17 protein-coding genes are annotated in these 26,742 nt (G+C 71.5%); 9 read left to right on the top strand and 8 right to left on the bottom strand.

All coding sequences use genetic code 11. From position 1 onward, the window contains the following. Positions 1 to 94: 94 nt before the first annotated feature. The 3 genes from rpoC to NUH29_RS03510 form a co-directional block, all read right to left on the bottom strand. Complete coding sequence (gene rpoC / locus NUH29_RS03520) at positions 95 to 3,967, bottom strand: DNA-directed RNA polymerase subunit beta' (RefSeq protein WP_258797593.1); 3,873 nt, start codon at positions 3,965 to 3,967, stop codon at positions 95 to 97. A 52-nt stretch (positions 3,968 to 4,019) separates the two neighbouring features. Next, positions 4,020 to 7,499 (bottom strand): DNA-directed RNA polymerase subunit beta, encoded by a 3,480-nt coding sequence (gene rpoB / locus NUH29_RS03515; protein ID WP_258797592.1) that lies wholly within the window; start codon positions 7,497 to 7,499, stop codon positions 4,020 to 4,022. A 464-nt stretch (positions 7,500 to 7,963) separates the two neighbouring features. Then, entirely contained in the window at positions 7,964 to 8,689 is a 726-nt protein-coding gene (locus NUH29_RS03510; RefSeq protein ID WP_258797589.1) for a head GIN domain-containing protein, read from the bottom strand. Between the two features lie 129 nt (positions 8,690 to 8,818). Between NUH29_RS03510 and NUH29_RS03505 the strand changes: the two genes are divergently transcribed. The 6 genes from NUH29_RS03505 to NUH29_RS03480 all read left to right on the top strand — a co-directional run bounded on the left by NUH29_RS03505 (position 8,819) and on the right by NUH29_RS03480 (position 12,828). Next, entirely contained in the window at positions 8,819 to 9,676 is an 858-nt protein-coding gene (locus NUH29_RS03505) for a spermidine synthase (protein ID WP_373317430.1), read from the top strand. Between the two features lie 41 nt (positions 9,677 to 9,717). Then, positions 9,718 to 10,848 (top strand): PQQ-dependent sugar dehydrogenase, encoded by a 1,131-nt coding sequence (locus NUH29_RS03500; protein WP_258797588.1) that lies wholly within the window; start codon positions 9,718 to 9,720, stop codon positions 10,846 to 10,848. 2 nt (positions 10,849 to 10,850) lie between these two features. Then, on the top strand, positions 10,851 to 11,300 hold the full coding sequence (locus tag NUH29_RS03495; protein ID WP_258797585.1) for a SprT-like domain-containing protein: 450 nt from the start codon (positions 10,851 to 10,853) through the stop codon (positions 11,298 to 11,300). After that, a complete protein-coding gene (locus NUH29_RS03490; RefSeq protein WP_258797584.1) occupies positions 11,297 to 11,755 on the top strand; it encodes an SRPBCC family protein in 459 nt (152 codons plus the stop codon). The genes NUH29_RS03495 and NUH29_RS03490 overlap by 4 nt, the downstream gene beginning before the upstream one ends. A gap of 28 nt (positions 11,756 to 11,783) precedes the next feature. Then, positions 11,784 to 12,383 carry a CGNR zinc finger domain-containing protein gene (locus NUH29_RS03485; protein WP_258797581.1) on the top strand — a complete coding sequence of 200 codons (600 nt, stop codon included), beginning with the start codon at positions 11,784 to 11,786 and terminating at the stop codon, positions 12,381 to 12,383. A 61-nt stretch (positions 12,384 to 12,444) separates the two neighbouring features. Continuing rightward, complete coding sequence (locus NUH29_RS03480; protein WP_258797580.1) at positions 12,445 to 12,828, top strand: RidA family protein; 384 nt, start codon at positions 12,445 to 12,447, stop codon at positions 12,826 to 12,828. A gap of 3 nt (positions 12,829 to 12,831) precedes the next feature. Here the strand turns inward: NUH29_RS03480 and NUH29_RS03475 are convergent, their stop codons facing one another. Then, positions 12,832 to 13,146 carry a DUF427 domain-containing protein gene (locus tag NUH29_RS03475; protein ID WP_258797579.1) on the bottom strand — a complete coding sequence of 105 codons (315 nt, stop codon included), beginning with the start codon at positions 13,144 to 13,146 and terminating at the stop codon, positions 12,832 to 12,834. A gap of 83 nt (positions 13,147 to 13,229) precedes the next feature. Continuing rightward, entirely contained in the window at positions 13,230 to 13,724 is a 495-nt protein-coding gene (locus NUH29_RS03470) for a 2-phosphosulfolactate phosphatase (protein ID WP_258797578.1), read from the bottom strand. Between the two features lie 231 nt (positions 13,725 to 13,955). Between NUH29_RS03470 and NUH29_RS03465 the strand changes: the two genes are divergently transcribed. Further along, on the top strand, positions 13,956 to 15,470 hold the full coding sequence (locus NUH29_RS03465; RefSeq protein WP_258797576.1) for a DEAD/DEAH box helicase: 1,515 nt from the start codon (positions 13,956 to 13,958) through the stop codon (positions 15,468 to 15,470). Positions 15,471 to 15,477: 7 nt separating this feature from the next. On the opposite strand, the gene NUH29_RS03460 is transcribed toward NUH29_RS03465, so the two are convergent. Both NUH29_RS03460 and NUH29_RS03455 read right to left on the bottom strand, forming a co-directional pair. Next, positions 15,478 to 23,832, bottom strand: a complete 8,355-nt coding sequence (locus NUH29_RS03460) for a DUF5979 domain-containing protein (RefSeq protein ID WP_258797575.1) — start codon at positions 23,830 to 23,832, stop codon at positions 15,478 to 15,480. 199 nt (positions 23,833 to 24,031) lie between these two features. Further along, positions 24,032 to 24,595: an NUDIX hydrolase family protein gene (locus NUH29_RS03455; RefSeq protein ID WP_258797574.1), complete on the bottom strand. Its 564-nt coding sequence runs from the start codon at positions 24,593 to 24,595 to the stop codon at positions 24,032 to 24,034. 173 nt (positions 24,596 to 24,768) lie between these two features. Here NUH29_RS03455 and NUH29_RS03450 point away from each other — a divergent pair, with 173 nt between their 5' ends. Next, on the top strand, positions 24,769 to 25,407 hold the full coding sequence (locus NUH29_RS03450) for an alpha/beta hydrolase (RefSeq protein ID WP_258797573.1): 639 nt from the start codon (positions 24,769 to 24,771) through the stop codon (positions 25,405 to 25,407). Here the strand turns inward: NUH29_RS03450 and NUH29_RS03445 are convergent, their stop codons facing one another. Next, positions 25,408 to 25,980, bottom strand: coding sequence for a DUF2510 domain-containing protein (locus NUH29_RS03445; protein ID WP_258797572.1), 573 nt, complete (start codon positions 25,978 to 25,980; stop codon positions 25,408 to 25,410). Between the two features lie 115 nt (positions 25,981 to 26,095). Between NUH29_RS03445 and NUH29_RS03440 the strand changes: the two genes are divergently transcribed. Beyond that, positions 26,096 to 26,638: a MarR family winged helix-turn-helix transcriptional regulator gene (locus tag NUH29_RS03440; protein ID WP_258797570.1), complete on the top strand. Its 543-nt coding sequence runs from the start codon at positions 26,096 to 26,098 to the stop codon at positions 26,636 to 26,638. The last annotated feature ends 104 nt before the right edge of the window (positions 26,639 to 26,742 follow it).

Genomic DNA, 26,742 nt, shown 5'->3' with positions numbered 1-26,742 from the left:
CGCACGGCGAGAATGACGAAGGCCCCCGTTGACACGGGGGCCTTCGTTGTGAAAGTGAGCCGGGCGCGGGGGCGTGGAACCCCCGCGCCGCAGCTCAGCTGTAGGTGCCGGGCTGGAAGTCGTCCGAGCTGAAGCTGTCGAAGTCGACGAAGCTCAGGTCGGCCTCCGAGAACGCCGAGTCGTCCGCGAAGATGCGGTTCGGGTAGCGCTCCGCCTTCGCCTCCTCGGTCGCGTCCACCGCCACGCTCCGGTACTTCGAGAGTCCGGTGCCGGCGGGGATGAGCTGACCGATGATGACGTTCTCCTTGAGACCGACGAGCGGGTCGGAGCGACCCTCCATCGCCGCCTGCGTGAGCACGCGGGTGGTCTCCTGGAACGACGCGGCCGACAGCCACGACTCCGTCGCGAGCGACGCCTTCGTGATGCCCATGACCTCCTGGCGCGCCGACGCGGGCTTCTTGCCCTCGACGATCGCGGCCCGGTTGAGCTCCGTGTACCGCGCGCGGTCCACGAGCTCGCCCGGCAGCAGGTCGGTGTCGCCGTGCTCCACGACGGTCACCTTGCGCATCATCTGGCGCACGATGACCTCGATGTGCTTGTCGTGGATCGGCACACCCTGGCTGCGGTAGACGCCCTGCACGCCGTCGACCAGGTGCTGCTGCACGGCGCGGACGCCCTGCACGCGCAGCACCTCCTTCGGGTCGAGGTTTCCGACCACGAACTGCTGGCCGAGCTCCACGTGCTGGCCGTCCTCCACGAGGAGGGTGGCGCGCTTGAGCACGGGGTAGATCTGCGGCTCGTCGCCGTTGTCGGGCGTGAGGATGATCCGGCGCTGCTTGTCGGTGTCCTCGATCTCGATGCGACCGGCGGCCTCCGCGATCGGGCTCGCGCCCTTCGGAGTCCGGGCCTCGAAGAGCTCGGTGACACGCGGCAGACCCTGCGTGATGTCGTCCGCACCGGCGGTACCACCCTGGTGGAAGGTACGCATGGTGAGCTGCGTGCCGGGCTCGCCGATCGACTGGGCGGCGATGATGCCGACCGCCTCGCCGATGTCCACGAGCTTGCCGGTCGCGAGGGAGCGTCCGTAGCAGGCGGCGCAGACGCCGACCGCCGACTCGCAGGTGAGCACCGAGCGCACCTTGATGCTCTCGACACCGGCCGCGATGAGCTTGTTGATCAGCACGTCGCCGACGTCCGAGCCGGCCTCCGCGATCACCTCGCCCTTCGCGTCCACCGCGGCCTCCGCGAGCGAACGCGCGAACACCGAGTTCTCGACGTTCTCGTCGCGGATCAGCTCGTCGCCGACCTTCTGCGCGATGCGGATCTCGAGACCCTTGGTCGTGCCGCAGTCGTCCTCGCGGATGATCACATCCTGCGAGACGTCGACGAGACGACGCGTCAGGTAGCCCGAGTCCGCGGTGCGGAGGGCGGTGTCGGCGAGACCCTTGCGGGCGCCGTGCGTGGCGATGAAGTACTCCGCCACACTCAGCCCCTCGCGGTACGAGGAGATGATCGGACGCGCGATGGTCTCACCCTTCGGGTTCGCGACCAGGCCGCGGATACCCGAGATGTTGCGCACCTGCAGCCAGTTACCACGGGCGCCCGACGACACCATCCGGAAGATGTTGTTGTCCTTCGGGTAGCTCGCCTGCATCGAGGCCGCGATCTCGGCGGTCGCCTCGGTCCAGATGTCGATGAGCTCCTTGCGGCGCGTGGCGTCGTCGATCAGACCCTTGTCGTACTCGGACTGGACCTTGGCAGCCTGCTTCTCGTGCTTGGCCACGATGACGGGCTTGTCGGCCGGGGTCAGGATGTCCGAGAGGGCGACCGTCACACCCGAGCGCGTGGCCCAGTGGAAGCCGGCGTCCTTGATGCGGTCGAGCGCCGCGGCGACCTCCACCTTGGGGTAGCGCTCCGCGAGATCGTTGACGATCGCGGAGATCTTGCCCTTGTCGGCGACGGCCTCGGTGTACCAGTAGTCGACCGGAAGCGCCTGGTTGAACAGGGCGCGGCCGAGCGTGGTCTCGAGCACCTTGGTCGAGCCCTGCACGAAGCCCTCGGGCGCGTCCTCGAGGTAGACGCCCTCGAGGCGGATGCGCACCTGGGCGTTCAGGTCGAGCGTGCCCTCGTCCTTGGCGAGGATCGCCTCGGACAGCGACGAGAACGCGCGGCCCTCGCCTGCGGCACCCTCGGTGACCGTCGTCAGGTGGTGCAGACCGATGATCATGTCCTGCGAGGGCAGGGTCACCGGGCGGCCGTCCGACGGCTTCAGGATGTTGTTCGAGGCGAGCATCAGGATGCGGGCCTCGGCCTGCGCCTCCACCGAGAGGGGGAGGTGCACGGCCATCTGGTCGCCGTCGAAGTCCGCGTTGAAGGCGGTGCAGACGAGCGGGTGCAGCTGGATGGCCTTGCCCTCCACGAGCTGCGGCTCGAACGCCTGGATGCCGAGACGGTGCAGGGTGGGCGCGCGGTTCAGCAGCACGGGGCGCTCGCGGATGATCTCCTCGAGCACGTCCCACACCTGCGGGCGCGAACGCTCCACCATGCGCTTGGCGGCCTTGATGTTCTGGGCGTGGCTCAGATCGATCAGGCGCTTGATGACGAACGGCTTGAACAGCTCGAGCGCCATCTGCTTCGGCAGACCGCACTGGTGCAGCTTCAGCTGCGGACCCACGATGATGACCGAACGGCCCGAGTAGTCCACGCGCTTGCCGAGCAGGTTCTGACGGAACCGGCCCTGCTTGCCCTTGAGCATGTCGGAGAGCGACTTGAGCGCACGGTTGCCGGTACCGGTGACCGGGCGGCCGCGGCGGCCGTTGTCGAACAGCGCGTCGACGGCCTCCTGCAGCATCCGCTTCTCGTTGTTGACGATGATCTCGGGGGCGCCGAGGTCGAGCAGACGACGAAGACGGTTGTTGCGGTTGATCACACGACGGTAGAGGTCGTTGAGATCGGAGGTCGCGAAGCGACCGCCGTCGAGCTGCACCATCGGGCGCAGCTCCGGCGGGATCACCGGCACGACGTCGAGCACCATGGCGGCCGGCGAATTGCCGGTCTGCAGGAACGAGTTGACGACCCGGAGGCGCTTGATCGCGCGGATCTTCTTCTGGCCCTTGCCGTTGGCGATCTGCTCGTGGAGCAGCTCGGCCTCGGCCTCGAGGTCGAAGGCCTGCAGGCGACGCTGGATCGCCTCCGCGCCCATGTGCGCCTCGAAGTACAGGCCGAAGCGGTCCTGCAGCTCGTGGAACACCGAGTCCTCGGGCTTCAGGTCGCCGACCTTGAGGTTGCGGAACTGGTCCCACACCTCCTCGAGCTGCTTGATCTGCTCGTCGAAGGAGCGGCGGATCTGCGCCATCTCCTTCTCGCCGGCGTCCTTGACCTTGCGCTTCTGGTCGGCCTTGGCGCCCTCCTCCTCGAGCGCTGCGAGGTCGCCCTCGAGCTGCACGAGACGTGCGTTCAGGCGGTCGTCGCGCTGCTGCTCGAGGGTCTTGATCTCGAGGCGCAGCTCGTTCTCGAGGCCGGGGAGGTCGGCGTGGCGGCCCTCCTCGTCGACGTCGATGACCATGTACGCGGCGAAGTAGATGACCTTCTCGAGGTCCTTCGGCGCCATGTCGAGCAGGTAGCCGAGGCGGCTCGGCACACCCTTGAAGTACCAGATGTGCGTCACCGGGGCGGCGAGCTCGATGTGGCCCATGCGCTCACGACGGACGGAGCTCTTGGTGACCTCCACGCCGCAGCGCTCGCAGACGATGCCCTTGAAGCGCACGCGCTTGTACTTGCCGCACGAGCACTCCCAGTCGCGACTCGGCCCGAAGATCTGCTCTCCGAAGAGACCGTCCTTCTCGGGCTTGAGCGTGCGGTAGTTGATGGTCTCGGGCTTCTTGACCTCGCCGTACGACCACTCGCGGATGTCCTTGCTCGTGGCAAGGCCGATGCGCAGCTGGTCGAAAGTTGTTGCGTCGATCACGTGTGTGTTCTCTCTCGCTTCTTTTCTCTACGAAAACCTGGTGTGGCCCGGATCAGATGTCGTCGATCGACGACGACTCGAAGCGGGTGGAGATGTTGATGCCCAGCTCCTCGGCGGCGCGGAAGACCTCGTCATCCGTGTCCTTGAGGCTGAGGGCCGAGCCGTCCGCGCCGAGCACCTCGACGTTCAGGCACAGCGACTGCATCTCCTTGATGAGCACCTTGAAGCTCTCGGGGATGCCGGGCTCCTGGATGTTCTCGCCCTTGACGATCGCCTCGTACACCTTCACGCGGCCGAGGATGTCGTCCGACTTGATGGTGAGCAGCTCCTGCAGCGCGTACGCGGCGCCGTAGGCCTCGAGGGCCCACACCTCCATCTCGCCGAAGCGCTGGCCGCCGAACTGCGCCTTACCACCGAGCGGCTGCTGGGTGATCATCGAGTACGGACCGGTGCTGCGGGCGTGGATCTTGTCGTCCACCAGGTGGTGCAGCTTCAGGATGTACATGTAGCCGACCGAGACCGGGTGCGGGAACGGCTCGCCGGAGCGGCCGTCGAACAGCCGGGTCTTGCCCGAGGAGTCGATCATCCGGTCGCCGTCGCGGTTCGGCAGGGTCGAGTCGAGCAGACCCTCGATCTCCTCCTCCGCCGCGCCGTCGAACACCGGGGTCGCGACCTTGGTGCCGGGGGCGGCCTCATGGGCCTCCTTCGGCAGCTTCGCGGCCCACTCGGGCGAACCCTCGACCTTCCAGCCCTGCTTGGCGATCCAGCCGAGGTGGGTCTCCAGCACCTGGCCGAAGTTCATGCGGCCGGGGATGCCGAGCGGGTTGAGGATGACGTCGACCGGGGTACCGTCCGCGAGGAACGGCATGTCCTCGGCGGGGAGGATCTTCGAGATCACGCCCTTGTTGCCGTGGCGGCCGGCGAGCTTGTCGCCCTCGGTGATCTTGCGCTTCTGCGCGATGAACACCACGACCCGCTGGTTGACGCCCGAGCCGAGCTCGTCGTCGCCGTCCTGGGCGTCGAACACCTTGACGCCGATGACGGTGCCCTCCTCGCCGTGAGGAACCTTGAGCGAGGTGTCGCGCACCTCGCGGCTCTTCTCGTTGAAGATGGCGCGCAGCAGGCGCTCCTCGGCCGACAGCTCGGTCTCGCCCTTCGGCGTGACCTTGCCGACGAGGATGTCGCCGGGGCGCACCTCGGCGCCGATGCGGATGATGCCGCGCTCGTCGAGGTCGGCGAGCAGCTCCGGGCTGACGTTCGGGAGATCACGGGTGATCTCCTCCTTGCCGAGCTTCGTGTCGCGGGCGTCGACCTCGTACTCCTCGATGTGGATCGAGCTGAGCACGTCCTCGGAGACGAGGCGCTGGCTCAGGATGATCGCATCCTCGAAGTTGTGGCCTTCCCACGGCATGAACGCGACCAGCAGGTTCTTGCCGAGCGCGAGCTCGCCCGCCTCGGTCGCCGGACCGTCGGCGATGACCTCGCCGGCCTCGATCCGGTCGCCCGCGGAGACGATCACACGGTGGTTGTAGCTCGTGCCCTGGTTGCTGCGGTCGAACTTGCGCAGGAAGTAGGACTGCGTGCCGCCCTCGTCGAGCTGCACGACGACCTCGTCGGCCGACACCTCGGCGACCACACCGGCCTTCTGGGCGGTGATGACGTCGCCGGCGTCGATCGCGGCGTAGCCCTCCATACCGGTGCCGACGAGCGGCGACTCGGAACGCAGCAGCGGCACGGCCTGGCGCTGCATGTTCGCACCCATGAGGGCGCGGTTCGCGTCGTCGTGCTCGAGGAACGGGATGAGCGAGGTCGCCACCGACACCATCTGGCGCGGCGAGACGTCCATGTAGTCGACCTGGTCGGCGTCGACGAGCTCGACCTCGCCGCCCTTCTTGCGGACGAGGACCTTGGGCTCGCTGAACTTGCCCGAGGCCTCGAGCGGCGCGTTCGCCTGGGCGACGACGAAGTCGTCCTCCTCCGAGGCGGTCAGGTAGTCGATCGTGCTCGACACCTTGCCGCCCGAGACGCGACGGTACGGGGTCTCGATGAACCCGAAGGAGTTGATGCGCGCGAAGCTCGCGAGCGATCCGATGAGACCGATGTTGGGGCCTTCCGGCGTCTCGATCGGGCACATGCGGCCGTAGTGGGAGGGGTGCACGTCGCGCACCTCGACGCCGGCGCGCTCACGGGACAGACCACCCGGGCCGAGCGCCGAGAGGCGGCGCTTGTGGGTGAGACCCGCGAGCGGGTTGTTCTGGTCCATGAACTGCGAGAGCTGCGAGGTTCCGAAGAACTCCTTGATCGCGGCGACGACCGGACGCACGTTGATGAGCGTCTGCGGCGTGATCGCCTCGATGTCCTGGGTGGTCATGCGCTCGCGCACGACGCGCTCCATGCGGCTGAGGCCGGTGCGCACCTGGTTCTGGATGAGCTCGCCGACCGCGCGGATGCGGCGGTTGCCGAAGTGGTCGATGTCGTCCGTGTCGAGACGGATGTCGACCTTCTTGCCGTCGCGCACGCCGGGCAGCGTGGTCTCGCCGGCGTGCAGGGCCACGAGGTACTTGATCGTCGCGATGATGTCGTCGATCGTGAGCACCGAGTCGCCGAGCGGGGCGTCGAGGCCGAGCTTGCGGTTGATCTTGTAGCGACCCACCTTGGCCAGGTCGTAGCGCTTCGGGTTGAAGTAGAAGTTGTCGAGCAGCGCGCGGGCGGCCTCGGCGGCCACCTGCTCGCCCGGACGGAGCTTGCGGTAGATGTCCTTGAGCGCCTCCTCCTTGGTGAGGATGGCGTCCTTCTCGAGGGTGGAGGCGATCGACTCGTAGCCGGCGAAGGCCTCGAGGATCTCCTCGCTCGTCATGCCGAGCGCCTTGAGGAACACGGTGACCGACTGCTTGCGCTTGCGGTCGATGCGCACGCCCACCTGGTCGCGCTTGTCGATCTCGAACTCGAGCCACGCACCGCGGCTCGGGATGACGCGCGCCGAGAAGACGTCCTTGTCGGAGGTCTTCTCCGGGGTGCGCTCGAAGTAGACGCCCGGCGAGCGGACGAGCTGCGAGACCACGACACGCTCGGTGCCGTTGATGATGAAGGTGCCCTTCTCGGTCATGAGCGGGAAGTCGCCCATGAAGACGGTCTGGGTCTTGATCTCGCCCGTCATGTGGTTCATGAACTCGGCGTTGACGTACAGGGGGGCGGCGAAGGTCTTGCCGCGCTCCTTGCACTCCTCGATCGTGTACTTGGGCTCCTCGAGCTCGGGGTTCGAGAAGCTCAGCTGCATCGTCTCGCCGAGGTCCTCGATGGGGGAGATCTCCTCGAAGATCTCGTCGAGACCCGTCGTGGTGGGCGCAGCGGGGTCGTCCGCGATGCGCGCCTTCCACGCGTCGTTGCCGACGAGCCAGTCGAAGCTCTCGGTCTGCAGGGCGAGGAGATCCGGAACCGTCAGGGTGTCCGTGATCTTGGCGAACGAGAGCCGCGAAGCGCCGCGACCGTTCTTAGGGGAGTTCTTACTGGATGCGGAGCGCGCAGCAGCCAAAGGAAAACAACCTCCGTGGGACCCGTCGGTCCCAGTTCGTGTCGGTCAGTGGGAATCACTCCGGTTCGTCGCAGGCGTCCCGCCGCTATTTTCGGGAACCGCCTCCGGGCACACACCGGCCGACCGCGATATGAGGGCAGGGGTGATGGGGGAGCGCAAAGAACAACTATAGGACGAAACGACGCGCCGTGTCCAGCTATTCCTTGACATCCATCCCGGACGGGTCTATAACCGCGCGTCGGGGCCGCCTGCGCCTCCCACTCGGGCGTCTCCCATCGACGTCCCCGGCATCCCAAATCAAGGAACCGAGCAACCCGAATCAAGGAACCCGCCTCCCGGAAGCGCCCCATCCGTCCCGCCCGCCCCACCGGCAACACCGACTCCTTGATTCGGGTTGCTCGGTTCCTTGATTCGGGCGAAGGCGGGGTGGACGGATGCGGGGAGCAGCGGGCGGGCGGCCGCGCTCAGGCGCCGACGAGGTCGCCCGAGCCGGAGACGTCGCGGGTGACGCGCGGCGAGCCGGTCACCCGGATGTCGCCCGAGCCCGAGATGCGGGCGTCGAGGGTGCCGGTGGCGTGCACGGCGACGTCGCCCGAGCCGGAGGTCTCGGCGGATGCGGTGCGCAGCACGAGCCGGGCGGCGTCGATGTCGCCGGACCCGCTCACCGAGAGCCGCCCGGCATCCGCGGTCCCCTCGATGCGCACGTCACCCGATCCCTCGACCGCCACGTCGACCGAGTCGGCGTCGACGCCCGTGGCCCGCACGTCACCCGAGCCGGTGATGTCGATCGCGACGTCATGGGCCGCGGAGAGGTCGGCGCGCACGTCGCCGGAGCCCTCGACCTCGACGTCGTCGAGCGTGCGCACCGTGAGCGTGTAGTCGATGCGGCCGGCCCAGATGCCCGGACCGGTCATGCCGAGCACGAGGGTGCCGTCCTCCTCGTCGACCGTGAGCCGGTCGACGACCGAGCGGGGCGCGCGCACGGTGAGTCCCGGCTCGTCGCCGAGCTGCACGACGACGTCGCCCGCGGTCTCGAGGCGCAGGGCGTGCACGTCGTCCGAGACGGCGTAGGTCTCGTCGACCCGGGGCGCACCCGCCGCGGAGGGCAGGTGCACGCAGCCGGCGAGCGCGACGGCGGCGACGGCGAGGGCGGCCGCGGCGGCCAGGGTGCGGCGGGGGGTGGTGGTCATGGGGGACTCCTCTCGTTCCGCATCGAGCCTGCTCCGCGCCCGAGCGGCCGGGCAGGGAGGTGACCCCCGGATCGGGTGGGGCTGACCCCCGCATCCGCGGTCGGGACGGTTCGCGACCAGAATGGGGATGTGGAGGAGCTGCCGGGCGTGCGCCTGTCGAACGGGATGCGGGCCGAGGTGCGCCCGGACCGCCTCACCTCCGGCTACGAGCTCGTGGTCGACGGCACCCCGCAGTCGCACGTCGACCTCGACGACCCCACCCACCTGTTCTTCGAGTACATCGCCCGGATGGGGCACGTGATCGACGAGCTGCGCGAACCCGGCGCCCCGATCACCGCGCTGCACCTCGGTGCCGGGGCGCTCACGATCCCGCGCTACATCGCCGTGACCCGCCCCGATTCGCGGCAGCAGGTGATCGAGCTCGAACCGGCGCTCGTCGAGCTCGTGCGCGAGGAGCTGCCGCTGCCGCGCGGCGCGTCGATCCGGGTGCGCTACGGCGACGCCCGCGAGGTGCTCGGCCGGTTGCCCGCAGGCCTGCGCGGCACGGTCGACCTGCTGGTGGTCGACGTGTTCTCGGGCGCGCGCACGCCGGCGCACGTCACGAGCGTCGAGTTCTACACCGAGTGCGCCGCGTTCCTCGCCCCCGACGGGGTGCTGCTCGCGAACATCGCCGACGGCCAGGGCGCCGCCTTCGCACGGGGTCAGGCCGCGACGCTCGGCATGGTGTTCGCGGATGTCGCGGTGCTCGGGGAGGCGCAGGTGATCAAGGGGCGCCGCTTCGGCAACTTCGTGCTCGCCGCCTCGCCCACCGAGCTGCCGCTCGACTGGATGCCGCGGCTGCTGGCCGGCGGACCGCATCCCGGCCAGCTCGTGCACGGTCACCCGCTGCGGCAGTGGATCGCGGGGGCGCCCGTGGTGACCGATGCGACGGCGGTCGCATCTCCTCCCCCGGGGCGCGGGGTCTTCCAGATCCCGCCGAAGCGCTGAGCCGTCCGGCGCACGTCGGCGCGCGGTGCTGAAATGGAGGCGTGATCCCCCGCGCCGCGCTTCCGACGGCCCTCGTGCTCGTCGCGCTGCTCGCCGGGTGCACGGCGCCGACCCCGCGGCCCGGATCGACGGCCCCGGCGACGCCCTCCGCCACCCCGAGTCCGGAACCGCGGGGCCCCGTGCAGCCGGCGGGCGATCCGGTGGTGGTGGCCTCGGGCCTCACGAGTCCGTGGTCGGTCGTGCTGCTGCCCGACGCGCCCGGTGAGGCGCTCGTGAGCGAACGCGACACCGGTGCGATCGAGCATCTCGCGCTCGACGGCTCGCTCCACCCGATCGGCACCGTGCCCGGAGTCGTGCACGAGGGCGAGGGCGGGCTCCTGGGGCTCGCGCTGCTGACCGACGACGACGGGCGCTGGCTGTACGCCTACCTCACCACGGCATCCGACAACCGGATCGTGCGGATGCCGCTCGGCGACGACCTGTCGCTCGGCGCGCCGCAGGAGGTGCTCACGGGCCTCGCCCGCGCCCGCAACCACGACGGCGGGCGCATCGCGTTCGGGCCCGACGGCATGCTGTACGCGACGGTCGGCGACGCGGGCGTGCCCGAGCGGGCGCAGGACCCGGCGAGCCTCAACGGCAAGATCCTGCGCATGACCCCCGAGGGCGGCGTGCCCGCCGACAACCCCACAGCCGGGTCGCTCGTCTACTCGCTCGGGCACCGCAATCCGCAGGGTCTCGCCTGGGACGACGACGGGCAGCTCTACGCGGCGGAGTTCGGGCAGGACACCTGGGACGAGGTGAACCGCATCGAACCCGGTGCCGACTACGGCTGGCCGATCGTCGAGGGCCGGGCGGGCGACCCCCGCTTCATCGACCCGGTCGCGCAATGGCCGACCGACGACGCGAGCCCGAGCGCGCTGAGCTACGTCGACGGCACCTTCTTCCTCGCCGGGCTCGGGGGCGAACGGGTGTGGGCCCTCTATCCGCGACTCGACGGCACGCTCGATCCGGTCGCCTGGTTCACCGGCGAGTACGGCCGCATCCGCGAGGTGCTGCCGGCCGCCGACGGCACCCTGTGGTTCGTGACCGACAACACCGACGGGCGCGGCTCGCCGCAGGCGGGCGACGACCGCATCCTGTCGGTGCGCCTCGTCGAGTTGCAGGAGGGCTGACGATGGCCGACCTCCCGCGCGTGCGCACCTGGGCCGACGCCCTCATCAAGCTGCACCTCGACCCGTCGTGGACCTTCGCCTTCGACAACGCGAAGACCCGGGCGGGGCTGTGCAACTACACGGCGAAGCGCATCTCGGTGTCGCGGCACATCGCCCTGCGCTCGGACGACGACGACATCCACCAGACCCTGCTGCACGAGGTGGCGCACGCGATCGCGGGTCAGCGGGCGGGCCACGGCCCGACGTGGAAGCAGGTGGCGGCGGAGCTCGGCTACGTCGGCGGCCGCACCCACGAGGGTCCGGTGCCCACCGAGCTCGCGCCGTGGGTGGGCACCTGCCCGAACGGCCACGTGAGCTACCGCTACCGGCGACCGACCCGGCCGACCTCGTGCGGCGTGTGCTCGCGCCGATTCGACCCGTCGCTCGGGATCAGCTGGGCGCGCCGCGCATGAGGGTGCAGCTCAGCTTCCGCGTCGGGTGCGACGCGGATCGCGCGTGGGCGATCGTCACCTCGCCCGATGCCGCCGCGAGCGCGTACGCGCCGTTGCTCGTCATGACGCCCGAGACCGAGCTGCCGCAGCGCTGGAGCGACGGCGACGACGCGGTGGTGCGCCTGCGCGGGGCGGGCGTGCTCCCGCTCGGGCGCCAGCGCATCCTCGTGCGCACCCGGCGCCTCGACGGCACCCGCATCCTGGAAGACGCGGGCGGGCCGATCAGCGGACCGCTCGCGATCGTGACCTCCTGGCGGCATCGCATGGCGGTGACCCCGCTCGCGTCGGGCGGCACCCGGTACCGCGACCGGCTCGACGTGTCGGCCGGCATCGCGACGCCGCTCGTCTGGTTCGGGCTGTGGCTGGTGTGGCAGGCCCGCGGCCTCCGCATCCGCCGGATGATGGCGCGTGGGTGATTCCGCCTAACCGACTACGGTGGTTACCGTGAGCACGGGACAGTGGATGCATCCTGCCGACGGCCCCGCCTGGTTCTTCGACGCGGGAGCCGAGAGCCTCGACTTCGCCTACACGGGCGACATGGGGCGCGGGGTGCCGGCGTGGGAGCGACTGCACTCGCCGCACGACCTCGGCGCCTGGCTCGCCGAGCACGTCACGACCGCGCCCGCCGACGAGCCGGGCGAGCGCGACCTCGCCGACGCCCTCATCCTGCGCGCGGCGCTCACCCGCCTCTACATCGCGGCGGCGGACGGGCAGCCCCTCGCCCCCGACGACATCGACACCCTCAACCTCTTCGCGGCCACCCCCGACGTCCCGCCCGCTCTCGACGGCGGGCGCCGGCAGGCGGGCGCCGGCCGCATCCGCGCGGCGCAGGCACTCTCGATGCTCGCCCGCGAGGCGGTCGTCAACCTCGCCGGGCGCTCCGACGGTCGCATCCGCCGATGCGACGCCGATGACTGCCGCATGGTCTACCGTGACGAATCACGCACCGACAGCCGCCGCTGGTGCTCGATGCAGCGGTGCGGCAACCGCGCCAAGGTGCGTGCGCATCGCGCGCGCTCCGCTCGAGGCGGAGGTCATTTCTGACCTCCGCGCGGCGCCAGCGCCGACCGCCGTCTCGGCGGTCGGGTGACGAGAGGACATCATCGTGATCGAACACCTCAACCCCGGCACCCTGCACCGCAACCCCGCCTTCTCGCAGGGCACCATCGTCCCCGCCGGACGGCTGCTGTTCGTCGGCGAGCAGAACGGCGTCGACGGCTCGGGTGAGCTCGTCGGGCCGGGACTCGGCGAGCAGACCGTGCAGGCGCTGCGGAACGTGCTCGCCGTGCTCGAGGAGGCGGGCGCCTCGCCCGAGGACGTCGCCAAGCTCACCATCTACCTCGACGCGGCGGTCGACCCGAACGCGGCCTACGCGGCGTCGATGGAGGTGTGGGGGCCGCGTGCGACCGCCGTCACGGTGCTGAAGGTCGCCGGTCTCGGCCGACCCGGTGCACTCGTCGGCGTGGAGGCCGTCGCCGCTCTCGGCTGAGAGCTACGCGGCGACCCGCTCCACCTGGACGTCCTTCCAGAACGCCACATAGCCGGCGAAGTCGCGACCCACGCGGTCGACCGCGGTCGGCAGGATCTCGGGGTAGCTCCACGCGCGGTCCGTCAGCCAGTCCTCGCCGTCGCGCACGCTGAAGTACTGGCAGGCGCCCTTCCAGGGGCAGGTGTAGGGGGTGGGGCTGTCGCGCAGCACCCCGTCGACCACCGCGGACGGCGGGAAGTACACATTGCCCTCGATGTGGATGACGTCATCCGCGTGGGCGCGTGCGATGACCTGGTCCCCGAGCTTCGCCTCGAACATGTTTCGAGGGTATGCGCACGGCGGCATGGTGCGCTGGGTGGGAGCTGATCTCGAGACGCGTCCGCTTCGCGGGCGCTCCTCGATCACCTGAGGCGCCGCACCTCGGGCTCGGGGGTCAGCTCGAGCTGCACACCGCCGAGCTCGCGCGCGGAGACGGATGCGGTGACCAGGTGCCGGGTCGCGTTGCGCAGACCACTGTAGGCGGATGCCGCGGCCGCGGCCTCGGGCGACTGGTGGTCGATGCCGAGCTCGGCGATCGCGTCGATCACGGCGCCGGCGGCGAGCAGGTCCTCGACCGCGAACCGCAGGGTCCCGTCCGACTGGCGGACCCCCGCGGCCACGACGGCGATGACGAAGCGGCCGCCCAGCTCGGCCTGCCGCGCGAGCGACCAGCGGGCGACGGCATCCGCGCTGCGCAGGGCCCCGGCCACCACCTCGACCCCGAGCTCGGGCACCTGCTCGACGCCCAGCTCGTCGACCCAGACGACGGCGTGCACGCCGTCGGCGATCGCGCGGGCGCCGTCGGCCCCCCACTCGAAGCGGACCTGGTAGCTGCTCTGGGCGCGGTGCGAGCTCATGCCATCGAGGGTATCCACGGCTGAGCATCCGCCCCGAAACGCGTCGTCACACGATGAAACCCGCTAGGGTTGCTCCGGCGCAGTTCCGCGCCCGCGTCGTCGAACGCATCCCTCGCCGCCCGATCCGATCGGATCGCCGCGCGGCTGACATCTCTTCACGGCGAAACCGACGTGCCGTCCGGCACGCTCGCCCATCGTGCGCTCGCGCGCACACCACCCGAAAGCACCTCCATGACCACCGACTTCCGCACGCTCGGCGTGCCCGCTCCCCTCGTCGCCGCCCTCGCGGCCGACGGCAAGACCGAGGCCTTCCCCATCCAGGCCGACACCCTGCCCGACACGCTCGCGGGACGCGACGTGCTCGGCCGCGGCCGCACCGGCTCCGGCAAGACCATCGCGTTCGCGCTGCCGCTCGTCGCCCGTCTCGGCACCAAGCTCGCCGGAGGCGGCCGCCGCGGTGGCCTGCCGCTCGGCCTCGTGCTCGCCCCCACCCGCGAGCTCGCCACCCAGATCGCCGCGACCCTCACCCCGCTGGCCGACGCGTACGGCCTGCGCGTGACGACCATCTTCGGCGGCGTCTCGCAGAACCGTCAGGTCGCGGCGCTCCGCGACGGCGTCGACATCATCGTGGCGTGCCCCGGCCGCCTCGAGGACCTGATGGGCCAGCGGCTCGTGCGCCTCGACGCGATCGAGATCACCGTCATCGACGAGGCCGACCACATGGCCGACCTCGGCTTCCTGCCGGGGGTCACCCGCATCCTCGCGGCGACGCCCGCGGGCGGACAGCGCCTGCTGTTCTCGGCGACGCTCGACAACGGCGTGGACAAGCTCGTGAACCGCTTCCTGCAGAGCCCCGTGCTGCACTCGGTCGACGAGATCGACCAGCCGCCGGTGAAGATGACCCACCACGTCTTCGGCACCGCCGACGTCGAGAGCAAGAAGGCGCTCGTGCAGGCCCTCGCCTCGGGGCGCGGGCGCCGCATCCTGTTCATGCGCACCAAGCACCACGCGAAGAAGCTCGCCCAGCAGCTGACCGCGTCCGGCATCCCGGCCGTCGACCTGCACGGCAACCTCTCGCAGCCGCAGCGCGACCGCAACCTCGCGGCGTTCGCCGACGGCTCGGTGCGCGTGCTGGTCGCCACGGATGTGGCGGCGCGCGGCGTGCACGTGGACGACGTGGAGCTCGTCGTGCACGTCGACCCGCCGACGGAGCACAAGGCGTACCTGCACCGCTCGGGACGCACCGCCCGCGCCGGGTCGGAGGGCGACGTCGTCACCCTCGTGCTGCCCGCGCAGGAGAAGGACGTCGCGCAGCTCATGCGCAAGGCCGGCATCACCGCCTCGGCGCAGAAGGTGACCGCGGATGCCGCGGCCGTCACGGCGCTCGTCGGCGAGGTCGCCGCGTACGTGAAGCCCGAGCCGCGTGCGCCCCGGCAGCAGCAGGGGGGCGGCGGACGCAGCCAGGGTGCGAACGCGCAGCGCAAGCGCGCGGCGCGCGAGGCCCGCGACACGGCGCAGCAGCCGCGTTCGGACCGCCCGCGGCGCGACCGCTCCGGCCGGCCCGCGCAGAAGGCGCAGGGGGGCGGCGCATCCGCTCAGACGCGCGCGGGTCAGGGCCGCAGCGGCGGCTCCGGTCGCGGCGCCGCCACGCGCGGCGGCAGCACGCCCGTCTACAGCTCGTCGTCGGGCGCCCCGCAGGGCAACCCGCGGCGCGGCGGCCGTCGGGCCGCACGCCCCGCGGGCTGACCCCGGATCAGCCCGCCCGGCGGCGGCGTCCGACGAGCAGCAGCACTCCGATCCCGAGCAGGAGGGCGAGGAGAGCAGCTGCCGCTCCGGCGAGCACGCCCTCGACTCCCGTGTCGGGGAGCCCGAGGCTCATCGTCACGGCGTCGTCGTCGACCGCGAGGGTCGGCAGCGTGGCCGCACGCGTCGGATCCGCCTCGACCTCGATGCCGCTCAGCGTCGCCACGTTGACGATCGGACCGAGCCCCGCCCGGGTGGAGAGCTGCACCGCGAGGGCGACCTCGGGCGTGCGCTCGCCGACCCCGAGCGGACGGTCGAGCACGCAGCGCAGCACGCCGCCGTACCCGTCGTCGTCGCGGCCGGTGACCGCGCAGCCGAGCCAGGCCGGGTCGTCGACGGTGGCCGCGGCCGCCGGCACCACGCCGAGCACCTTCAGGGCCGACGGGATCGGGTCCTCGAGCACCACATCCTGCGCGGCGCCGTAGCCGTCGTTGCCGCCCACGATCGTGTACCGGTAGTCGTCTCCCGCCGCGACCACCGGGCGGTCGGCGTCCTTCTGGATCCACAGTCCGGCGTCGCGCGACCCGAGCGTCTCGGGGCACGTCGCCGACTCCGGCGGGTACTCGGCCGTGACCGTGGTCGTCGGGTTGATGCTGAGCGTCACGGTGGCACCGGTGCGCAGCGCCGCCTCGGCGAGGGTCGGGTCGTACACGAGCTCCTCGAAGTCCGGGGTCTCGCCGGGCAGCGCCTTGCGGTATCCGGGCCAGCCGATGCCGTAGTCGTCGGCGTCGACCGTCGCGCCCGGCCACAGGATGCGTCCGTGGATGACCCCGTCGCCGTCGAGCATGTCGGACGAGATCGGGATGACATCCGTGTGCACGACCGCGCCGTCCGGGTCGTTCCAGTCGATCGTCAGCGTCTTGCCGTCGAGGTCGACGTTGCGCGCGTCGATGTCGTAGTACAGCCACGGCGCGTCGCGGAGGCACTGCGGGGTCGCGGTCACATCGAGCCACTTGACGGGCGTCACGATGTCGTCGTCGTCGCCGTCCACCTGGGGCGTCGTCGAGGTGACGACCGCGGCGTTCGGCAGCTCGTCCTTCGCGATGCCGGCCCGCACGGCCACCGTGACGACGATCGCGGATGCCGAGGCTCCCGCGACGAGCACGGTGTCGGCGTCGCAGTCGAGGGTGCCGCCGTAGCCGTCGACGTCCTGTCCGGTCACCGCGCAGGTCCACCCGGGGGCCACGACGTCGACGTACGAGAGATCGGCGTCGAGCTCGTCGTCGACGTGCACGCCGGCGGCGTCGATGTGGCCGGGGTTGGACACGGCGAGGGAGTAGTCGAAGGTGTCGTCGCCCTGCACGATCGCGGCGGACGACGTCTTCTCGATGTGCAGCCAGCCGAGGAGGAAGGTGTTGGTGACGGTCACCGTCGCCGAACCCGTGGCCGGGATCACCGCGGGCGCGTCGTCGGTGCTGACCTCGCTCGCGACGGCGTAGCCCGCATCCGATTCGGTGACGGTGCACTCGGCGCCGACGAGCAGGTCGTCGAGCTGCGCCTCGTAGCCGTTCGCCGCGGTGAGCTGCTGCGTCGCATCCGCGCCCAGGTCGATGTCGACCCAGGTGCCGTCGCGGTCGTACCCGCAGACCACCTCGACGGTGAACGGACCCGCGCCCCAGCGGTCGAGGCCCTCGCCCGTGCGCACCTTGGTGATGTGCAGCCCGGCGACGTCGAAGCGGTTGGTGATGGTGACGTCCGCGGTGCCGCCGTCGGTGACCGTGGGAACCGTGCCGATCGTCGTCGCCGTCGCAGCGCCGGCCTCGGGCTCGGTGACGACGCAGGACGCGCCCGCGATGAGCCCCGTGACGGTCGCGGTGTACGAGTTGCCCGCGTCGAGCACGACCCGGCCGCCGTCCGGCAGCGGGATGGCGAGGGCGTCGCCCCCGCGCACCCAGCTGCAGCTGAGCTGGGCGGTGAAGGGACCGTCCCCGTAGGCGTCCGCCCCGTCGCCGGTGCGCTCCTTCGTGATGCGCACGCTGCCGGTGTCGAACTGGTTCGTCATGACGGCCGTGACGGCGCCGACGGTGTCGCCGGAGCCGGGCGCCGGGATGATGACCGTGGCGTCGTCGGCCGGGTCGCTCGCGCCGCCCGCGTCGGTCTCGGAGATCGCGCACGAGGTGCCGGCCGGGAACAGCTCGGTGAAGTCGTGGGTCTCGTCGGCCAGCAGGGTGATCGACGTGTCGAGCAGGGTCTGGCCGTCGTAGGTGCAGGTGACGTCGAAGTCGAACTCGGCGTCGCCGTAGGAGGTGCCGCCGGTGACGACCTTGCGCACCGACAGGGTGCCCGCCTCATAGCGGTTCGCGACGGTCGTCGTGTAGGCGGCTGCCGAACCGAGCACGACCGCGGCCGCCTCGCCCTCGGCGACGGTGTCGGAGTCGGACCCCGTGCTCACCGTGATGCTGTCGGCGTGGTCGCTGTCGGTCTCGGTGAGCGTGCAGTCCGCGGGAGCGGGGATGCTCGTCACGGTCTTCGACTCGCCGCCGCCCAGGGTGAACGCGGCATCCGCCGGGTCGAGCACCACGTCGACGACCCCCGAGCCGGTGTCCGATGCGCACGACAGGGTGAAGTCGAACGGACCGAACGAGCCGACGGTCGCCTCGGTGTCGACCGACTTGACGATGGTGAGCGACGTGGTGCCGAAGGTGTTGGTGATCGTCGCGCGCTGAGCCGTCGGCACGGCGGCGCTCGCGGTCGCGGCCGTTCCGACGGTGAGCTCGGCGCCCGCGCCGCTCGAGGCGGCCGGTGCGTAGTCGACCGTCACCGCGTCGGTCGCGCCCTCGACGATGCGGCACACCGCCCCGACCGGGATGCCGTCGATGCGCGCCGTGTAGGGCACGGCGTTCGCGGCGGCGAGCGTCAGCGCACCGCTCGCCGGCAGCGGCACCGGGACCCCGGCGACGGTGCAGCTCGCGGTGGCCGAGTAGCTGGTCGGCGCGAAGGCGGCCGAGACCCCGGCGATCGCCTTCGCGACCTGGATCGGGCCGGTGGCGAGCTGCACGCCGGCACGGATCGGCTCGACGCGACGCGAGTCGCCGTTGGTGAACCGGGCGTAGACGCCGAAGCTGTTCCAGGCGCGCGCGGGCGCCGTGCTCGCCGTGACCGGGGCGCGGTTGTCGCCGGCCGCGGTCGTGGGGGTGTTCACGGTGCGGTAGGTCACCCCGACGGTCGCGCCGGGCTTCAGCACGCCTCCGGTCGCCCCCGTGAAGTCGAAGACGACGCGCACCGCGGTGACGAGGCCGTAGTCGGCCGTCGGGAAGCTCGCGCCGTCGACCCAGCTCGCGGTGGAGCAGGTGGAGTCGCTCTCGAAGCTCGGGCACGGGTTCGCGGAGGTGGTGACCTGCCAGGTCATCGTGGTGCCGACGGACTCGCCGGAGGTCTGCAGCACGACGTCGCCCGCGAAGACCGGGTCGAACGTCGAGAGGCGCGGCAGACCGGAGCGCAGGTAGGCGTCGCCCGGGGTCGGCAGCACGTCGACGAGCGAGGCGCTCGAGGCGTCGATGTTGCCGCCGTTGGTGAACTGGAGCTTCCAGAGGTCGGTGCCGCCCACGACGGTGTTCGCCGCACAGGGCTGCCGGTAGAAGCCCTGGCTGTCGGAGACGCACGGGGTCGCGGCGTTGTTGACGTTGATCGCGCCGCGGGTCGAGGTGGTGCCGGTGCCGACGTCGCCCTTCACGCCCTTGAACGAGCTGATCGCGGAGGCGTCGTAGGTGGTGACGAGCGCATCGGTGCGGCAGCTCTTCGACCCGGAGGCGAAGCTCACCGTGCGCCCGTTCGCCGTCGCGAGCGTGCAGGCGGCGAGCGTGCGGTCGCTCGAGAAGGTGTAGGTGTTCAGGGCGGCCGGGTCGATCGTGCGCAGCCCCGGGGCGAGCTGCAGCGGGATGACGATCGTGTAGGTCTCACCGGGCGCCAGGCGCGCCCCGGCGGGCCAGGTGATCGTGATGCGCCGGGCCGCGTCGTCGTAGCTCACCGTCTGCCCCGTGACCGGCAGGATGCCGCCGCTCGAGGTGGAGTAGGTGATCTCGCTCGTCGGGTCGTACAGCAGCGAGCCGCCGAACGGCATCGACGCATCCGTCGGCAGCTGGTCGACCACGACGGGGTTGTCGAGGTAGCCGGTGCCCGTGTTGCGCGCGACGAGGGTGAAGTCGACGGTCTCGCCGGCGGGCGAGCTCGTGACCGCCGGGGTCTTCGAGATCGCGACGCGGAAGGTGCCCGGGTCGAGGGTGATCGAGGCCGACGCCGTGGCGGTGTCGGTGCCCCAGCTCGGGTTGGTGGCGCTCGTCGTCATCGAGTCGGCGACGGCGGCGCTCGCCGAGCCGAAGGTGTAGCCGGCGCGCACGCCCACCACGAACTTCGCCTGCGCGGTGCCCCAGTTCACGTTCGTCGTGCTCGAGAAGATCGAGTCGTCGGCCTTGCGGAACTCGAAGCGGATGCCGGTCACGTCGGCGAGCGTCGTCGCGGGCAGGGCGGGGGTCGCCCCCCACGGGCCGGCGACGCGTCCGCCCGGGGTGTCGAGCAGCACCCGCACCTGCGTCGCCCCGGTCGGGAGCGTCACGGGGCTCGACGCGGCCAGCCCGCGCAGCTCGAAGACGTTCCAGAAGGTGGCGGCCGTGTCCTCCATCGCCACGAGGTTCGGCGAGGCGGTGGAGGTCCCGCGGGTGGCGCTCAGCGTGACCGTCACGTCGTTCGCGCGCGCGCTCTCGAGCAGGGTGGTGGGCGAGATGGCCTTGGTGGCGGTCACGTCGATCATCGCGTTCGCGAGGGTGACGGTGGCGCTCTTGGACGCATAGGCGTCGACGCCGGTGTCGTCGAGCACGCCGTCCCACACCTGGGTGAACGCGCTGTTGGTGACGACGCCCGGCTGCGGGCGCGCCGCGGAGTCGCTGCGCAGGTACTCGCGCAGGCGGGTGGCGAGGGTGATCTTGAGGTCGGCGCCGCTCGCGATGGTGCCGCCGTCGACCGTGACGCCCGTGAACAGCACGCTCACGCCGACCGCGTCGGCGAGCTGCGCGGTGCTCGGCCTGCCGCCGCCCGTCGAGACGTTGTAGGTGTAGTCGGTCGTCGTGCCGTCCTGATGCCAGACGGTGATGACGGCGCCGGTCACTCCCGCGGACGACAGCTCGGAGGTCGTGGGCATCGTGATGCCGGTGATCGTGAACGCGTCGAAGGGGCTCGTCGTCGGGTCCCAGGCGCGCCCCGCGTACGGGTTGACCGTCGACCCGGAGACCCCGCCCGTGGTCGCGTGGACGCAGCTGGTGATGTCGGAGCTCGAGCACGGCATCTGGTCGGTCACCCGCAGATACCAGGCGCGCGCGTCGGAGGTGTTGCGCGCGGTGAGCACGAAGTTCGTCGTGGGGTAGCCGCTCGCCGCGACGTCGCCGAGCACGGGGATCGCGAGGCTCGTGGCGCTCGCGGTCTTGGTGAGGCCGACCCCCGGCGGCCGGTCGAGGATCATGATCGTGTCGGCCGCCGTGGTGGCGTCGGAGCCCGCGCGCACCTCGACCGAGTTCTCGACGAGACCCGCGTCGGGGTCGCGGTTGTAGACCCGCTCGTCGGTGACCCACGGGTCGCTCGGCGTGGCCGTCGCGTCGCGCAGCCGGTTGCGCAGCTGGAACACGAGGTCGATCGGGCGCAGTTCGGGCGAGGAGGCGACGCCCGAGCCGACCGGCGGTGCGAGCGGGTCGGTGGTCGCGGTGCCGCGCCCGCCGTCCCACTCGGCGAAGGTGATCTCCACGGCGACCGTGCTCGCGCGCTGCGCCGCGGTCAGCGTGTACCCGGCGAAACGCCCCTGGCAGTCGCTCGCGGTGGCGCAGGCCGCGCCCATCACGGAGGTCCAGGAGGTTCCGTCGTACAGCCGGATGTCCTGCACCTGGTCGTAGGCGATGTACGGGTCGCTCGCGGGCGTGATCGCGCCGATGCGCACGAGATCGAACGCCTGGAACACGGTCGAGGCGACCGGCGCATCCGGGTCGGCCGGGTCGGACACGACGACGGTCGGGTGGCCGGTGATCTCGGTTCCCCAGCCGAGCGTCGCGGTGCGCTGCTGACCCGACTGGCTCGACACGGTGGCGGATCCGTTCACGAGCTGCCAGCTCTTCGACGCCTGCAGCCCGCCGCCGCCCGGCAGCTCCTTGACCGGGCCGGCGCCGGTGTCGCCGTCTCCCGCGCTGACCGTGCCGCCGCCCGGCAGCTCGACGTCGCCGCCGGCGTCGACCGTGGCGGCGTTCGGGTAACTCGTGGGGGTCGCGCCGCTCGCGACCGGGTCGCTCGTGCCGCGGAGGGTGGCGCGCGCGACGAACGCGAGGTTGCCCTGCACCGAGGTGGACTGGGCGAAGCCGTCCTCGTTGCTGAAGGCGAAGCGCACGCCGACGAGGCCGCCGGGCAGCGCCGACGCGTAGGTCGTCGCGACGGCGCCGGCGACGACGGTGTCGAAGACCGACCAGCTCGTGCCGTCGGTCGTGGTCCAGATGACGAGGGTCGCCCCGGCCGGAACCTGGGTGGGCGCGATCGCGACGACGTCGAAGGCATCCCAGTAGTCGACGCCGGACGCGTCGACGTCGGTGATGACGAGGCTCGTCGGCGACACGAATCCGGACTGGGTGCCCACCGAGGCGCGCAGCTGGGTGACCGAGCGACCGCCCGGCGGAACGGCCGCCGACGGGGTGACGGTCTTCTTCAGCGCCACGTCGATCTGCGGGTAGATCACCTGCATGGTCGCGTTCGGATACGCGGGGGTCGCGTCGCCCGCGTCGTTGTGGGCGTCCACGCGGATGGTGTTCGAGAGGGTCGCGACGTCCGACGGATCGGCCACGATGTCGGGAGCGACCTCGAAGCGGAACGGCACCACGGCGGTCTCGCCGGCCGCGATCGCGCCCGTGTAGTCGACCGTGAAGCCGACGATGCGCTGCCCGGACGCGAGCGCGGGCGTCGCGGGCCAGGGGTCGCCCTCTGCGATCGTGTCGGCGGCGGGGGCGGTGCCCGAGTCGACGATCCAGGTGATGGTGGCCGCGGTCGCCCCGTCGGGCCAGCCCGAACCGGTGTCGACCAGGCGGGTGAAGGTGAGGTGGGTGTCGGCGAGCAGCTCGGCCGGCTGCTGGGTGAGGCGCAGCACCCCCACGGGCCCGTTCGAGGTGTTGGTGCCGCGGAGGGTCGCGGTGGTGCCGGTGCCCGCGGCGATGACCGAGGCGCCGAACGAGGTGGTGCCGGTCACGGCGACCGTGAGCGGCTGGATGACGTAGCCGTCGGAGGCGGTGGCGCTCGCGGTCCCGTGGCCCGGGACGGCGACGGTGCCGCGCACGTTCAGCGTGGTGGAGTCGCCGAGCACGAGGGAGGCGGAGGTGCTGCGGTTGGTCGCGCGCTGGGCGACCTCGAGCACGAGCGAGCCGGCGGTCCCGCCGGCGACGAGCGTCGTCCCGGCCGAGGAGGTGAAGGTCACCCGGAGTCCGGTGACGTCGGCGATGGTCGCGCCGCCCGTCAGGGCGGGGAGCGTCGCGGTGGCCGCGGGGGTGCCGGTGACCCAGGCGCCGGCGACGTAGGCGTCGATCTGCACGAGGTCGGCGCCCTCGGGGAACGTGAGGGTCCCGAATCCGGTGAGGTCGACCAGGTCGAAGGGGTTGCCGGATGCCGTGGGGTCGGTCGGCGCGAGCACCTGCAGCGAGGTCGCCCGGGCGTTCGAGGTGTTGCGGGTGGTCACGGTCGCGGTCGAGGGCTCGCCCACCTTGAACTGCGCCGACGGCGGCGTCCAGTCGACGCCCACCGAGGTGGCGACCGTGTAGGGCACCGTGATGGTGACCGGCGCGTCCGCCGGCTTCTGGAGGGCGTTGTCCGCCGACACGGTCGCCGTGTTGACCACCGGGACGCCGTTGGAGGGCCAGTCGGGCGAGAGCCCCGCCGGGACCGTGAGCGAGACCTGGATCGAGGGGCCGTCGCCCGAGGCGAGGCCCACGCCGCCCGAGTCGAGCGCACGCGTGAACGACACGGTGAGGGTGCGCCCGTCCGAGCCGCCCCAGGCGTAGCTCGCGGGCGCCCCGGTGACGACCACGGTCGGGTTGAGCGCGAACGTCGAGAACTCGGCCGGGATCGGGTCGACGACCTGGGCGTCGACGCAGTCGTCGCTCGAGCAGTCGACGGTGATCGTGTAGGTGAAGACCTGACCGCGAGCGGGGGTCGACTTGTCGACCGACTTGGTGATGTCGAGCACCGCGGTGATCTCGGCCGCGGCGGCCGGTGCGGCCACGACGCCCGCCATCACGGCGGTGAACGCCGCGACGGCGGCGAAGAATCTCAGACGACGACGCCCAGCGATCACAGAAGTACAGCCCCTACCTCGCGGCACACGAGAGCCCCGAGGACGTCGGGAGGGAACCGACCGAGGTGCGACGCGGCGCGTCGCCGGGCTTCGGGTGCCGGTGATCAGAACCTATCGACCGTTGACACGTCCCCGAAGCCCCCAGGGGGTGGGCAGACCCGGCTGTCTTCCCCCGGAATCCGGGGCTTTGTCCCCCGTCTCAGCCGAGCACGCCGACCGAGGCGAGCGCCGCGCGCAGCAGCGTGCCGCGACCGCCCTCGAGCTCGGCGTGGAACGCCGGGCTCGACGCCTCCGCCGGGGTGACCCAGGTGAGCTCCAGGGCGTCCTGCCGGGGCTCGAAGGTGCCGGTCACCGGCACGACGAAGGCGAGCGACACGGCGTGCTGCCGATCGTCGACGTACGCCGACAGCCCCGGGATGGGGAAGTACTCGGCCACCTGGAACGGCACCGGGCTCGGCGGGAGCTGGGGGAACGCCATCGGACCGAGGTCCTTCTCGAGATGGCGGAAGAGCGCGTCGCGGATCGTCTCGCCGTACATGACACGGCCCGACACCAGGGTGCGCGTGATCTCGCCCGCCGCGTTGGCCCGCAGCAGCACGCCCACCTGGGTGACGACGCCGAGCCCGTCGACCCGCACGGGGACCGCCTCGACGTAGAGCAGCGGGATGCGACCGCGCACCCAGTCGAGCTCGCCGTCGCTCAGCCACGCCGAGTTCGGCTCGTCGCGCGGAGGTTCGGGGATGCCGGCGCCCACGGTGCTCATGCGTTCATTGTGTCGCACCGTGCGGCCGGGCCCGCCTCGGCGCCCGCCCCGAGTCGCAGAAATGCAGGAGAAACGGGGATCCGGCATCCGACGCACCCGCGGATGCTGCCGTCGGTGGAGAGACCTCCTGCATTTCTGCACCACGCGAGGGCGGAACGGGGCACCATGGAAGGGTGACGGAGCTGTCGATCGATCCCGGAGCGGTGGTCTGGAGCGTGGAGCCCGAGGCCCGGCACCAGCATCCGCTCGTCGTCGTGATGCACGGTCGCGGCTCCGACGAGCGCGACCTCGCGTCGCTGTTCCCCCTGCTGCCCGCCGACTTCGTCTACGCCTCGCTGCGGGCGCCGTTCGGGTTCGGACCGGGCTTCGCGTGGTTCGACGACGCGGTCGAGGAGGCGGGCAACCCGCGGATCGTGTCGGCCGACGCGATGGCCCAGGCGGTGCTGCACTGGCTGCGCGAGCTGCCCTGGCATCCGACGCGGGTGGGCGCGCTCGGCTTCTCGCAGGGCGGCGCGATGGCGACCCATCTGCTGCGCGAAGGGCACGGCGTCGTGTCGTTCGCGGTCAACATGTCGGGCTTCGTCGTCTCGGGTGCGCACCGCTCGGATGCGGCGCTCATCGCCGAGTTGCCGCCCGTCTACTGGGGTCGCGGCAGCGTCGATCCGTTCTTCACCCCCGAGCTGGTCGCGCGGGCGCAGTCGTGGCTTCCGATGCACACCGCCCTCGAGAGCGCCGTCTACTCCGGTCTCGGCCACTCCGTGTCGGACGACATGCTGGGCGACGTGGTCGACTTCCTGCGGGCGCGGGTCTGATCAGACCTCGGTGCCCTGCAGCTCCGCCAGCGCGCCGATTCCCAGGGTGATGGCCTGGTACAGGAACACCCCTCCCCCGATCAGCACCAGCAGCACCACGCACAGCACGAGGTGCGCGCGCCCCTCGCCGATGGCACGCCACCGCGCCGCCAGGTAGCCGACCGGTCCGAGCAGCATCCAGGCGAGCGCCGGTCGCCGGGGGAACCCGCGATCGTAGAGCTGTCGCCGATCGCGCACCGCGAGCGCCGCGAGGACCACCACGACGAGGCCCGCCGTGACCGGCACGAGCAACGACGCGAGCGCGCTCGCGAGGCCCAGCAGCGCCAACGGCAGCAGCCCGAAGGTCACCCAGCCCGGCGACCACGCGATCCACGCGACGGCCCGGGTGTCGGGGTCGGGCGGACGGTGGAACGTCTCGCGCACCGGGATGCGGCGGGCCGGCCCCTCGACGGGACGCGGGGCGTCGCGGGTGAACTCCGTCCAGGCCACGCCGTCCCACCAGCGCTCGCGCGTCGCATCCGCGGGATCCGCCCGCCAGCCCTCGCCGGCGGCGACGGCATCCGGCTCCAGCATGGGCTTCATCGTACGAGCGCGACGCGGGCCGCGCGCGGCCGGGTGCGGGATGGCTCGCGATAGCCTGTGATCGGGTGGCGGACACGCGCCGGTCCGCCGGGAGAGGGAGTCGCCGGTGCCACGCAACCTCGTTCGCCGGGAGTCCCAGCACCTGTACGCGGACCCGCCCGCGAGCCCCTTCGTCGAGGACGTGCTGCACACGATCCTCGACCTCATCCGGGTCACCGAGCTCGAGGTCGAGCATGCTCGCGCGGCGAGCGGCCTCGGGCACAACGAGTTCCTGGCGTTGCGCTTCCTCCTGCAGGCCCAGCGCGAGGGACGCTTCGCGAGCCCGTCCGAGCTCGCCGTGATGCTCGACGTCTCCACGGCATCGGTGACCAAGATCGTGGACCATCTGGAGGCGAAGGGCGACGTGCGCCGCATGCCGCACGGAACCGACGGCAGGGTGCGTCTGCTCATGCCCACCCCCGCGGGCGCCGCCAAGATCCAGGCCAGCTACGGGGCCTTCCACCAGGCGGTGGTCGGCGCCGTGGAGGGGGCCGCGCTCGACGACCTCCGTGGACTGGATCGCGTGGCGAAAGACCTCGTCGAGCGGATCCAACGCGACTGGCCCCCGGCGTCGCCGGACGTGTCGCGACCCGTCGGAGTCGGTCGATGAGGGCACCCGCGCCGGGGAATCGATAGTCAACTTAACTAGCGATCTGCGGAATCTGTGCCGCGTGGGGCAAGAAACCCCAAGTCAGAAGTGTGTTCGGGTGCCGA

This window comes from Protaetiibacter mangrovi, from assembly GCF_024752305.1.
Taxonomy (GTDB): Bacteria; Actinomycetota; Actinomycetes; order Actinomycetales; family Microbacteriaceae; genus Homoserinibacter; species Homoserinibacter mangrovi.
Note: the sequence above shows the minus strand (reverse complement) of the source record. Positions and strands in the feature narration are given on the sequence as shown.